Source organism: Streptomyces mutabilis, from assembly GCF_014649815.1.
GTDB lineage: Bacteria > Actinomycetota > Actinomycetes > Streptomycetales > Streptomycetaceae > Streptomyces > Streptomyces mutabilis.
In genome coordinates this window covers 109,223-121,803 of sequence record NZ_BMTT01000011.1, presented here as the reverse complement: position 1 = coordinate 121,803, position 12,581 = coordinate 109,223, and the positions used below count along the sequence as shown (strand labels likewise).

Below are 12,581 nucleotides of genomic sequence, written 5' to 3'. Positions count from 1 at the left end.
CAACGCACAACGGCCGGTCAGGCGCAAGACCGCCTTACCGGCCATCCGGCCCGGTCCGGTTCGTGTACGGGACACCCGTCCGGTTAGGCTCATGGCATGCATGCCTGGCCCGCTTCCGAGGTCCCCGCCCTGCCTGGTCAGGGTCGCGACCTGAGGATCCACGACACCGCGACCGGCGGCCTGGTCACCCTCGACCCCGGTCCCGTCGCCCGTATCTACGTCTGCGGCATCACGCCGTACGACGCCACCCACATGGGGCACGCGGCGACCTACAACGCGTTCGACCTCGTGCAGCGCGTGTGGCTCGACAACAAGCGGCAGGTCCACTACGTCCAGAACGTCACCGACGTCGACGACCCCCTGCTGGAGCGGGCCGTGCGCGACGGCGTCGACTGGACCGCCCTCGCCGAGAGGGAAACCGCCCTCTTCCGCGAGGACATGACGGCGCTGCGGATGCTGCCGCCCCGGCACTACATAGGCGCCGTCGAGGCCATACCCGGCATCGTCCCGCTCGTCGAGCGGCTGCGTGACGCGGGCGCGGCCTACGAGCTCGAGGGCGACATCTACTTCTCGGTCGAGTCCGACCCGCACTTCGGCCAGGTGTCGCACCTGGACGCCGCCGCCATGCGGCTGCTCTCCGCCGAGCGGGGCGGCGACCCGGACCGGCCCGGCAAGAAGAACCCGCTCGACCCGATGCTGTGGATGGCGGCCCGCGAGGGCGAGCCCAGCTGGGACGGCGGCTCGCTCGGCCGCGGACGCCCCGGCTGGCACATCGAGTGCGTGGCCATCGCCCTCGACCACCTCGGGATGGGCTTCGACGTCCAGGGCGGCGGCTCCGACCTCGCCTTCCCGCACCACGAGATGGGCGCCTCGCACGCCCAGGCGCTCACCGGCGAGTTCCCCATGGCCAAGGCGTACGTCCACGCCGGCATGGTCGGGCTGGACGGCGAGAAGATGTCCAAGTCCAAGGGCAACCTGGTCTTCGTGTCGCAGCTGCGCCGCGAGGGCGTCGACCCGGCCGCCATCCGGCTCACGCTGCTCGCCCACCACTACCGCTCCGACTGGGAGTGGACGGACCAGGTGCTCGAGGACGCCCTCGCCCGTGTGGACCGCTGGCGCGCCGCCGTCTCCCGGCCCGACGGCCCGCCCGCCGAGGCGCTGGTCGAGGAGATCCGCGAGGCCCTCGCGAACGACCTGGACTCCCCGGCCGCGCTGGACGCCGTCGACCGCTGGGCCGCGCTCCAGCAGGCAACCGGCGGCACCGACACCGGCGCGCCCGGCGTGGTGTCCCGAGCCGTCGACGCGCTGCTCGGCGTCGCTCTGTAGGCGCGGACCCGCACGTGACGGGGGGCGCTTCCCATCCGGAAGCGCCCCCCGTCACGTGCGGTCAGTCCTCCGACGACTCCTCGTCGTCCCCGCCGGTCCTCGGCGGCTTGGGCGGGCGGGTCCGCCCGCTCGGATTGTCCCGCAGATACGGCGTCCCGGGCGTCGTGTCCCCGTCCGCCGTGGCGTGACCGCCCGGCTGGCCCGGTCCGGAGCCGTCCCGGCGCCGCAGGTACCGCTCGAACTCGCGGGCGATCGCCTCGCCCGACGCCTCCGGCAGCTCCGCGGTGTCCCGGGCCTCCTCCAGCGACTGCACGTACTCGGCGACCTCACTGTCCTCGGCCGCCAGCTGGTCCACGCCCACCTGCCAGGCGCGCGCGTCCTCGGGCAGTTCGCCCAGGGGGATGCGCACGTCGATCAGGTCCTCCAGCCGGTTCAGCAGGGCCAGCGTCGCCTTCGGGTTCGGCGGTTGCGACACGTAGTGCGGCACCGCCGCCCACAGCGACACGGCCGGTACGCCCGCGTGCGTGCACGCCTCCTGGAGGATGCCGACGATGCCCGTGGGCCCCTCGTATTTGGTCTCCTCCAGGTCCATGCGCCGCGCCAGGTCGGCGTCCGACGTCGTCCCGCTGATCGGCACCGGACGGGTGTGCGGGGTGTCGCCCAGCAGGGCGCCCAGGACGACCACCAGCTCGACGCCCAGCTCGTGGGCGAAGCCGAGCAGTTCGTTGCAGAACGAGCGCCAGCGCATGGACGGTTCGATGCCGCGGACCAGGACCAGGTCGCGCGGTTTGTCACCGCCGACCCGGACCACCGACAGTCTGGTCGTCGGCCAGGTGATCTTGCGGACGCCGTCCTCCAGGAACACCGTGGGCCGGTTGACCTGGAAGTCGTAGTAGTCCTCGGCGTCCAGCGCCGCGAACACCTCGCCCTTCCACTCCCGGTCGAGATGCGCGACCGCGGTGGAGGCGGCGTCGCCGGCGTCGTTCCAGCCCTCGAACGCGGCCACCATGACCGGGTCGACCAGCTCGGGAACCCCCTCGAGCTCGATCACCCAGCGCCTCCTTCCGACGTGCCCTCGCGTACCCCCCAACCTTACGGCGTGCCGAGGGGCCGCCCGCAGCCCCCGTGCACGGGGGAGTGAACGGATCACTGCCCCGTTCCCGCGGGTCGGACACCCCGCCGGGGCCGGGTTCAGCGGCCGGCGCGCAGCCACTGCTCCACGGACGCGATGTGCACCGTCGCCCAGGAACGTGCCGCCTCCGCGTCCCGGTCCCGCAGGGCGTCCAGGATCGCGCGGTGCTCGCGCAGGGTGCGGGCGACCGCGTCCTCCTGCGTCAGTCCGCGCCAGACCCTGACCCTGGTGGTCGGGCCGGACAGGCCGTCCAGCAGCGAGCACAGCACCGAGTTGCCCGAGCCCCGCACGATGGCACGGTGGAACTCGAGATCGGCGGCGACCAGATCCTCCACCGACGGTTCGGCGCCCAGCGCGTCCAAGGCGGCGCCCAGCGCGTCCAGTTCCGCCCCGGTGATCCGGGAGGCCGCCATCGCGGTGGCGGCCGGCTCCAGGATGCGGCGTACGGCGAGGAACTCCAGCACCGTGTCGTCGCGGTGGAAGTCGACGACGAACCCGATGGCCTCCAGGAGCAGTTGCGGATCCAGGCTGCTGACGTAGGTGCCGTCGCCCTGCCGCACGTCCAGGATCCGGATCAGCGACAGGGCGCGAACGGCCTCCCGCAGGGAGTTGCGGGACAGCCCGAGGCCGGCCGCGAGTTCGCTCTCCTTGGGCAGCCGGTCGCCGGGCGCCAGCCTGCCGGAGACGATCATGTCCTTGATCTTCTCGATCGCCTCGTCGGTGACCGCCACGGCCGACCTCCCCGCGTTCCCGGGATGCCCCTCGGACAGACATCCGATGTCTCACGACATTATGAGACCGTGCACCGGCACGATGAGACCCGTGCCCGGCCCCGGGGGTGCCGGGGCCGGGCACGGGTCACTCCGTCGGTTCTATTTCTTGTCGAGCAGGTCCTGGACCTTCGCGCGGACGTCGTCCGTGGCGAGGCCGCGGATCGTCAGGGTGGTGCGGCGGCGCAGCACGTCGTCGGGCGTCTCGGCCCACTCGTGGTCGCGGGCCCACACGACCTGCGCCCAGATCTCCGGGGCGTCCGGGTGGACGCGCTCCGCCAGCTCGGGGCTCTCGTTCGCGAGCCGGGCGATGTCGAAGGCCAGCGAGCCGTAGTGGGTGGCCAGGTGCTTGGCGGTGTCCGCCGCCATGCGCGGGCCGGGTGCCGGGCCGTCCACCAGCAGCCGGTGGGCGACCGCGCGCGGGTTGGCGACGCCGGGCAGCGGCAGCTTCTTCGGCAGCGAGGAGACCGGCTCGAAGTCGTCGCCGAGGGGGTGGCCGGGCAGCGCCTCCAGCTTCTTCATGACGGTGCGGCCGATGTGGCGGAAGGTGGTCCACTTGCCGCCCGCGACGGACAACATGCCGCCTCGGCCCTCGCTGACCACCGTCTCGCGCTTGGCCTTCGCGGTGTCGCCGGGGCCGCCCGGCAGCACGCGCAGACCCGCGAAGGAGTACGTGATCAGGTCCCGGTCGAGCTGCTGGTCGCGGATGGAGAACGCGGCCTCGTCGAGGATCTGGGCGGTGTCCTTCTCGTTGACCGCGACGTCCGCCGGGTCGCCCTCGAACTCCTCGTCGGTCGTGCCGAGCAGCAGCATGTCCTCCCAGGGGAGGGCGAAGGTGATGCGGTACTTGTCGATCGGGGTCGCCAGCGCGGCCTTCCAGGGCGCGGTGCGCTTGAGCACCAGGTGCGCCCCCTTGGACAGGCGGATGGACGGGGCCGCGTTCGGGTCCTCCATGCGACGCAGGTGGTCGACCCAGGGGCCGGTGGCGTTGAGCACCAGGCGGGCGTTCACCCCGAACTCGTCGCCCGTCAGGCGATCCTTCAGCTCGGCACCGGTCACCCGGCCCTTGGTGAAGCGCAGACCGGTGACCTCGGCGTGGTTGAGGACGACCGCGCCGGAGTCGACCGCCGCGCGGACCGTCATCAGCGCCATGCGGGCGTCGTTCATCTGGTCGTCGCCGTACACGGCCACGGCCTTGAGGTTGTCGGTGCGCAGCTCCGGCACGTCCTGCGCGGCCTTGGCCGGGGAGAGCAGGTGGCCGACGCCGTCACCGAAGGCGGACAGCGCCGAGTACGCGAAGACGCCCGCGCCGAGCTTCGCCGCGCCGTGCGGCCCGCCCTTGTACACGGGGAGGTAGAAGGTGAGCGGGTTCGCCAGGTGGGGGGCCACCTGGCGGGAGACCGCGCGGCGCTCGAAGTGGTTCTCCGCCACCAGCTTCACCGCGCCGGTCTGCAGGTAGCGCAGACCGCCGTGGAGCAGCTTGGAGGAGGCGGAGGAGGTGGCACCGGCGAAGTCGCCGGCGTCGACCACGGCCACCCTGAGGCCGGACTGCGCGGCGTGCCAGGCGGTGGAGATGCCCAGGATGCCGCCGCCGATCACGAGGAGGTCGTACGACGCCTTGGAGAGCTGCTCCCGGGTCTCGGCCCGGCTCGGGTTCGAGCCGGAGGCCGGGTGCGTCCCCAGGGCAGGCACGGACTGCAGGGTGGACTGAGTGGTCATTGCGGTTCTTACTCCTCGTCCTCGAGCCAGCCCATGGTCCGCTCGACGGCCTTGAGCCAGCTCTTGTACTCACGGTCGCGGGTCTCCGCGTCCATGCGGGGGGTCCACTCGGCGGCCCGCCGCCAGTTGGCGCGCAGGTCGTCGGTGCTGTTCCAGAAGCCCACGGCCAGGCCGGCGGCGTAGGCGGCGCCGAGGCAGGTGGTCTCGGCGACCATCGGGCGCACCACGGGGGCGTCCACGAAGTCGGCGAGGGTCTGCATCAGCAGGTTGTTGGAGGTCATGCCGCCGTCGACCTTGAGGGCAGTCAGCTCCACACCGGAGTCCTTCGTCATGGCGTCCGCGATCTCCCGCGTCTGCCAGGCGGTGGCCTCCAGCACGGCGCGCGCTAGGTGCGCCTTGGTGACGTACCGGGTCAGGCCGGCGATCACACCGCGGGCGTCGGAGCGCCAGTACGGGGCGAACAGGCCGGAGAAGGCCGGTACGAAGTAGGCGCCGCCGTTGTCCTCGACCGTGAGGGCGAGGGTCTCGATCTCGGCGGCGGTGGAGATCAGGCCCATCTGGTCGCGCATCCACTGCACCAGCGAACCGGTGACGGCGATCGAGCCCTCCAGGGCGTAGACCGTGTCCTGGTCGCCGATCTTGTAACCGACCGTGGTCAGCAGGCCCGAGTACGAGTTGATGATCTTGTCACCGGTGTTCATCACCATGAAGGTGCCGGTGCCGTACGTCGACTTGGTCTCGCCCTCGGAGAAACAGGTCTGGCCGAACAGGGCCGCCTGCTGGTCGCCGAGCGCGGAGGCGACGGGGATGCCGCCGAGCAGCTCGCCGAGCCTGCCGCCATTGATCTCGCCGTACACCTCGGCGGAGGAGCGGATCTCGGGGAGCATCGGCGTCGGCACGCCGATCGACTCGGCGATTCGCTCGTCCCACTGCATGGTGTGCAGGTTCATCAGCATGGTGCGCGAGGCGTTGGTGACGTCGGTGACGTGCTTGCCGCCGTTCACCCCGCCCGTCAGGTTCCAGATGACCCAGGAGTCCATGGTGCCGAAGAGCAGGTCGCCCGCCTCGGCGCGCTCGCGCAGGCCGTCCACGTTGTCGAGCAGCCAGCGCGCCTTGGGGCCGGCGAAGTAGGAGGCCAGGGGAAGGCCGGTCTCGCGGCGGAAGCGGTCCTGGCCGACGTTTCGGCCGAGCTCGCGGCACAGGGCGTCGGTGCGGGTGTCCTGCCAGACGATGGCGTTGTGGACGGGCTCGCCGGTGTTCTTGTCCCAGATCAGCGTGGTCTCGCGCTGGTTGGTGATGCCGATGGCCTTGATGTCGTCGCGGGTGATGCCGGCCTTCTCGACGGCCCCGGCGACGACCTCCTGGACGTTGGTCCAGATTTCGGTGGCGTTGTGCTCGACCCAGCCGGGCTTGGGGAAGATCTGCTCGTGCTCCTTCTGGTCGACGGAGACGATGCGCCCGTCGCGGTCGAAGACGATGCAGCGCGAGGAGGTCGTGCCCTGGTCGATGGCGGCGATGAAGGGGCCTGCGGTGTGAGCGTCGGTCACAGTGTGCTCCTGGGTTTCCGTGGTGTGGCGGCCGGTGCGTACGGCGCGTGATCTGCGGCTCGATGATGGCCGAGCGGAGGTCCGCTCAGGCGAACGCGACGTTGTAGACACCTCCGGCGAGCGCACCGCCGATCAGCGGACCGACGACCGGGATCCAGGCGTAGGCCCAGTCGGAACCGCCCTTGTTGGGCAGGGGCAGCAGGGTGTGCACGATGCGCGGACCGAGGTCGCGGACGGGGTTGATCGCGTAACCCGTCGGGCCACCGAGGGACAGGCCGATCGACACCACGACGAACGCGGTGATCAGGGCGCCCAGGACGCCGAGGCCGTCGCCCGCGTCGTTCAGGCCCTGGGTCAGGATGGCGAGCAGCAGGACGAAGGTGCCGATGATCTCGGTGGCGAGGTTCTGGACCGTGTGCCGGATCTCCGGGCCGGTGGAGAAGATGCCCAGCACGGGGCCGGCGCCCTTCTCCTGTGCCTCGACCGACTTGGCCGTCGTGTCCTGCGCGCCGGGGCCGCCGACGATCTCGCGGTCGGTGAGGTGGGCCTGGAACTGGCCGTAGTAGGCGATCCAGACCAGGACCGCGCCGATCATGGCGCCGAGGAGCTGACCCGCGAGGTAGGTCGGCGTGTTGCTCCAGTCGCCGTCCTTGATCGCGATGCCGACCGTCACGGCGGGGTTGAGGTGGGCGCCGGAGAGCGGACCCGATATGTACGCCGCCGTCATGACCGCGAAGCCCCACCCGAAGGCGATGGCGAGCCAGCCGGCGTTGCGGGCCTTGGAGGCCTTGAGCGTCACGGCGGCACACACGCCGCCGCCGAGCAGGATGAGTATGGCGGTACCGATGGTCTCGCCGATGAAGATGTCGGAGCTGGACACCCGCGACTCCTTTGTCCTTCGTCCAGGGGAAGCCGAACCCCCGGGTCCCTCCGGGTGTTCTGGCGCCCTCGGTGTGAGAGCGATGGCGGCCCTTGGCGTTGTCACACTCTAACGCGTATTACCGGTAGGTGTTCGACAATGCCGACCGATGGACGCGAGTCTCGCCGCGGCGTCACGCATGCGTCAAGAGCTGTGTTATCGAAAGCACGATCGTTATTGATCGTCGCGAGTTATCGGTCCCGGGGGCGGGACGGCGGTGCCTGACCTCCCAGGGAAACGCCGAAGGACCGGAACGCCGTACCGCGTCCCGGTCCCTGTCCGTGCCCCGCTAGAACCGTCCGGCGCCCAGGTCCCGCGACACCGCGCGGGCACAGTCCCGTACCGCCGCGACGAGCTCGGGACGCAGCTCGCCCTCCCGGCACAGCCGTTCCACGGCACCCGTGATGCCGACCGCGCCCACCGGCATGCGCCTGCGGTCGTGGATGGGGGCGGCGATGGACGCGACGCCCTCCCAGGTCTCCTCGACGTCGGCGGCGTAGCCACGCGCGCGCGTGATGTCCAGGATGTGCTCGAACCCGTCCGGCTCGCAGACGGTCCGGTCGGTGTACGCCTTGCGGTCGGCTTCCAGCGCCTCGCTGTGCGCCACCGGGTCGTACGCCGACAGCACCTTGCCCAGCGCCGTGGAGTGCAGCGGCTGCATGCCGCCGATCTCCAGGACCTGCCGGCTGTCGTCGGGGCGGAAGACGTGGTGCACGATCAGGACGCCCTGCTGGTGCAGGACCCCGAGGTGGACGCTCTCACCGCTGGAGCGCGCAAGGTCGTCCGTCCACACCAGGGCGCGCGCCCGCAGTTCGTGCACGTCGAGATAGGTCGTGCCCAGGCGCAGCAGTTCGGCGCCCAGCTGATAGCGCCCGGAGGCCTCGTCCTGCTCCACGAAGCCCTCCTGCTGGAGGGTGCGCAGGATGCCGTGCGCGGTGCCTTTGGCCAGACCCAGCGACGAGGCGATGTCCGACAGGCCGAGCCGCCGCTCGCCGCCCGCGAGCAGGCGCAGCATCGCGGCCGCCCGTTCGAGCGACTGGATGTTCCGTGCCATCGACGTACTGCCTCCGTCCCCTTCGACTGCCGACCTCGGCGTCGCTGACGTCGTTCGGCAATGCCGAACACTACCGGTCGATGCCGACCTCCCGCTAATGGTTGGCGGGCAACTGTTGCACCCCGGCCGGTTCCCATCGCCCCGGACCCCGCGTCCGGGAACGGGCCCCGGACGGCCTCCGGGCCGTTCCCCGGCGGATCCTCCGGGGTCGTCCACCGGCGGTCCCCGGGTCGTCCACGGGTGGATCCCGGGTCGTCCACGGGTGGATCCCGGGTCGTCCACCGGTGGATCCCCGGGCCGGAAAGTCACCCCTTCGGCGGGCTTGTGATCCGCCATCCTCGTCCGTCTCGTGGACGCCTCGACCACCAACCTCCGGTCCCGGCTACCCTGGCGGCGTGCGTTCTCCCCCGGCACGTCCCCTGTGGACGGCACCGGGCAGCGCAAAGCCGACAGCCGTCGCATCATAGGGAGCCCTTTCATGGCCTCGTCGCCAGCCACCCCGCCCGCCGACACCCGGACCCGCGTGTCCGCCCTCCGAGAGGCCCTCGCCACCCGCGTGGTGGTCGCCGACGGCGCGATGGGCACCATGCTCCAGGCGCAGAACCCCTCGCTGGACGATTTCCAGCAGTTGGAGGGGTGCAACGAGGTTCTGAACGTGACCCGCCCGGACATCGTGCGTTCGGTGCACGAGGAGTACTTCGCGGCCGGTGTGGACTGCGTGGGGACCAACACCTTCGGCGCGAACCACTCGGCGCTCGGCGAGTACGACATCCCCGAACGCGTCCACGAGCTGTCCGAGGCCGGTGCGCGGGTGGCCCGCGAGGTCGCCGACGAGTTCGCCGCCCGGGACGGACGGCAGCGCTGGGTGCTGGGCTCCATCGGCCCGGGCACGAAGCTGCCCACGCTGGGCCATGCCCCGTACACCGTCCTGCGCGACGCCTACCAGCGCAACGCCGAGGGCCTGGTCACCGGCGGCGCGGACGCGCTGCTGGTGGAGACCACGCAGGATCTGCTGCAGACCAAGACGTCCGTGCTGGGCGCCCGGCGTGCTCTGGAGGCCCTCGGCCTCGACCTGCCCGTCATCGTGTCCGTGACCGTCGAGACGACCGGGACGATGCTGCTGGGCTCGGAGATCGGTGCGGCGCTGACCGCGCTGGAGCCGTTGGGCATCGACATGATCGGCATGAACTGCGCGACCGGTCCGGCGGAGATGAGCGAGCACCTGCGCTACCTCGCACGCCACTCCCGCGTGCCGCTGACCTGCATGCCGAACGCCGGTCTGCCGGTCCTGGGCAAGGACGGCGCGCACTATCCGCTGACCGCGCCGGAGCTGGCCGACGCCCATGAGACGTTCGTGCGTGAGTACGGCCTGTCCCTGGTGGGCGGCTGCTGCGGCACCACGCCCGAGCACCTGCGCCAGGTCGTGGAGCGGGTCCGGGGCGCCGCGCCGACTGCCCGTGACCCGCGTCCGGAGCCGGGCGCGGCGTCGCTCTACCAGACGGTGCCGTTCCGGCAGGACACCTCCTACCTGGCGATCGGTGAGCGGACCAACGCCAACGGGTCGAAGAAGTTCCGTGAGGCGATGCTGGAGGGCCGCTGGGACGACTGTGTGGAGATGGCCCGGGACCAGATCCGTGAGGGCGCGCACATGCTCGACCTGTGCGTGGACTACGTGGGCCGGGACGGCGTGGCGGACATGGAGGAGCTGGCCGGCCGGTTCGCGACCGCATCGACGCTGCCGATCGTGCTGGACTCCACCGAGGTCGACGTCATCCGCGCGGGCCTGGAGAAGCTGGGCGGCCGGGCGGTGATCAACTCGGTGAACTACGAGGACGGAGACGGCCCCGAGTCCCGGTTCGCGAAGGTCACCCGGCTCGCGCAGGAGCACGGGGCGGCGCTGATCGCGCTGACCATCGACGAGGAGGGCCAGGCCCGCACCGCCGAGAAGAAGGTCGAGATCGCCGAACGGCTGATCGCCGACCTCACCGGCAACTGGGGCATCCACGAGTCGGACATCCTCGTCGACTGTCTCACCTTCACCATCTGCACCGGTCAGGAGGAGTCCCGGGGCGACGGGATCGCCACCATCGAGGGCATCCGCGAACTCAAGCGCCGCCATCCGGATGTGCAGACCACGCTGGGCCTGTCGAACATCTCCTTCGGCCTCAACCCGGCCGCCCGCATCCTGCTCAACTCCGTCTTCCTCGACGAATGCGTGAAGGCCGGCCTGGACTCGGCGATCGTGCACGCCTCGAAGATCCTGCCGATCGCCCGGTTCGACGAGGAGCAGGTGCAGACCGCCCTCGACCTGATCTACGACCGCCGCGCCGAGGGCTACGACCCGCTGCAGAAGCTGATGCAGCTGTTCGAGGGGGCGACCGCGAAGTCGCTGAAGGCGTCCAAGGCCGAGGAGCTGGCGGCGCTGCCGCTGGAGGAGCGGCTCAAGCGCCGCATCATCGACGGCGAGCGCAACGGCCTGGAGGCCGACCTGGACGAGGCGCTGACGCAGCGTCCGGCCCTGGACATCGTCAACGCGACGCTGCTGGACGGCATGAAGGTCGTCGGTGAACTGTTCGGTTCCGGGCAGATGCAGCTGCCGTTCGTGCTCCAGTCCGCCGAGGTCATGAAGAGCGCGGTGGCCCACCTGGAACCGCACATGGAGAAGACCGACGACGAGGGCAAGGGCACGATCGTGCTGGCCACCGTCCGCGGTGACGTGCACGACATCGGCAAGAACCTCGTCGACATCATCCTCTCCAACAACGGCTACAACGTCGTCAACCTCGGTATCAAGCAGCCGGTCTCCGCGATCCTGGAGGCGGCCGACGAGCACCGGGCCGACGTGATCGGCATGTCCGGGCTCCTGGTCAAGTCCACGGTGATCATGAAGGAGAACCTGGAGGAGCTCAACCAGCGGGGACTGGCCGCCGACTACCCCGTCATCCTCGGCGGCGCCGCCCTCACCCGCGCCTACGTCGAGCAGGACCTCCACGAGATCTACGACGGCGAAGTCCGCTACGCCCGCGACGCCTTCGAGGGCCTGCGCCTGATGGACGCCCTGATCGGCATCAAGCGGGGCGTGCCCGGCGCCAAGCTGCCCGAGCTGAAGCAGCGCCGTGTGCGGGCCGCCACCGTCGAGGCCGAGGAGCGCCCCGAGGAAGGGCACGTGCGCTCGGACGTGGCCACCGACAACCCGGTCCCCGAGCCGCCGTTCCGCGGCACGCGCGTGGTCAAGGGCATCCAGCTCAAGGAGTACGCGTCCTGGCTCGACGAGGGCGCCCTGTTCAAGGGCCAGTGGGGGCTGAAGCAGGCCCGTACCGGCGAGGGACCCTCGTACGAGGAACTGGTCGAGACCGAGGGCCGGCCGCGGCTGCGCGGCCTGCTGGACCGGCTGCAGACAGAGAACCTGCTGGAGGCGGCCGTGGTCTACGGCTACTTCCCGTGCGTGTCCAAGGACGACGACCTGATCGTCCTCGACGACGACGGCAACGAGCGCACCCGGTTCACCTTCCCCCGTCAGCGGCGCGGCCGGCGGCTGTGCCTGGCCGACTTCTTCCGCCCGGAGGAGTCCGGCGAGAGGGACGTCGTCGGTTTCCAGGTCGTCACCGTCGGCTCCCGCATCGGCGAGGAGACCGCCCGGATGTTCCAGGCCAACGCCTACCGGGACTACCTCGAACTGCACGGCCTGTCCGTCCAGCTCGCCGAGGCACTCGCCGAGTACTGGCACGCACGCGTCCGCGCCGAACTCGGCTTCGGTGGGGAGGACCCGGCCCAGATGGAGGACATGTTCGCCCTGAAGTACCGGGGCGCCCGCTTCTCCCTCGGCTACGGCGCCTGCCCGGACCTGGAGGACCGCGCCAAGATCGCCGAGCTGCTCCAGCCGGAGCGCATCGGCGTCCACCTGTCGGAGGAGTTCCAGCTCCACCCCGAGCAGTCCACCGACGCCATCGTGATCCACCACCCGGAGGCCAAGTACTTCAACGCCCGCTAGGCGCCCCGTACAGCTTCACGGGCCGCATAGGGCGTTCCCGCCCCGCACGACGTACACTGGTCGGTCCACTGCAGGCCGGTTCCCCACGTGGGAACCGGCCTGATCGTCCCTTCAAGGAGGTAC

Annotated in this window: 8 protein-coding genes; 2 read left to right on the top strand and 6 right to left on the bottom strand. The window is 70.9% G+C overall.

What is annotated here, in order from left to right:
- Window positions 1-96: 96 nt before the first annotated feature.
- The gene (mshC, locus tag IE142_RS22420; protein WP_191887399.1) at window positions 97-1,326 is read left to right on the top strand and encodes a cysteine--1-D-myo-inosityl 2-amino-2-deoxy-alpha-D-glucopyranoside ligase; all 1,230 of its coding nucleotides are present in this window, start codon (window positions 97-99) and stop codon (window positions 1,324-1,326) included.
- A gap of 61 nt (window positions 1,327-1,387) precedes the next feature.
- Here mshC and parJ read toward each other — a convergent pair whose 3' ends face one another.
- The 6 genes from parJ to IE142_RS22390 form a co-directional block, all read right to left on the bottom strand.
- Window positions 1,388-2,377, bottom strand: a complete 990-nt coding sequence (gene parJ, locus IE142_RS22415) for a filament polymerization regulator ParJ (RefSeq protein ID WP_100049081.1) — start codon at window positions 2,375-2,377, stop codon at window positions 1,388-1,390.
- Between the two features lie 140 nt (window positions 2,378-2,517).
- Complete coding sequence (locus IE142_RS22410; protein WP_191887398.1) at window positions 2,518-3,189, bottom strand: FadR/GntR family transcriptional regulator; 672 nt, start codon at window positions 3,187-3,189, stop codon at window positions 2,518-2,520.
- 141 nt (window positions 3,190-3,330) lie between these two features.
- On the bottom strand, window positions 3,331-4,947 hold the full coding sequence (locus tag IE142_RS22405; RefSeq protein ID WP_191887397.1) for a glycerol-3-phosphate dehydrogenase/oxidase: 1,617 nt from the start codon (window positions 4,945-4,947) through the stop codon (window positions 3,331-3,333).
- Between the two features lie 8 nt (window positions 4,948-4,955).
- On the bottom strand, window positions 4,956-6,494 hold the full coding sequence (gene glpK / locus IE142_RS22400; protein ID WP_191887396.1) for a glycerol kinase GlpK: 1,539 nt from the start codon (window positions 6,492-6,494) through the stop codon (window positions 4,956-4,958).
- Between the two features lie 85 nt (window positions 6,495-6,579).
- Window positions 6,580-7,374, bottom strand: coding sequence for an MIP/aquaporin family protein (locus IE142_RS22395; protein WP_191887395.1), 795 nt, complete (start codon window positions 7,372-7,374; stop codon window positions 6,580-6,582).
- A gap of 328 nt (window positions 7,375-7,702) precedes the next feature.
- The gene (locus tag IE142_RS22390) at window positions 7,703-8,467 is read right to left on the bottom strand and encodes an IclR family transcriptional regulator (RefSeq protein ID WP_191887394.1); all 765 of its coding nucleotides are present in this window, start codon (window positions 8,465-8,467) and stop codon (window positions 7,703-7,705) included.
- Window positions 8,468-8,945: 478 nt separating this feature from the next.
- On the opposite strand from IE142_RS22390, the gene metH reads away from it, so the two are divergent.
- Entirely contained in the window at window positions 8,946-12,458 is a 3,513-nt protein-coding gene (gene metH / locus IE142_RS22385; protein WP_191887393.1) for a methionine synthase, read from the top strand.
- Window positions 12,459-12,581 lie beyond the last annotated feature (123 nt).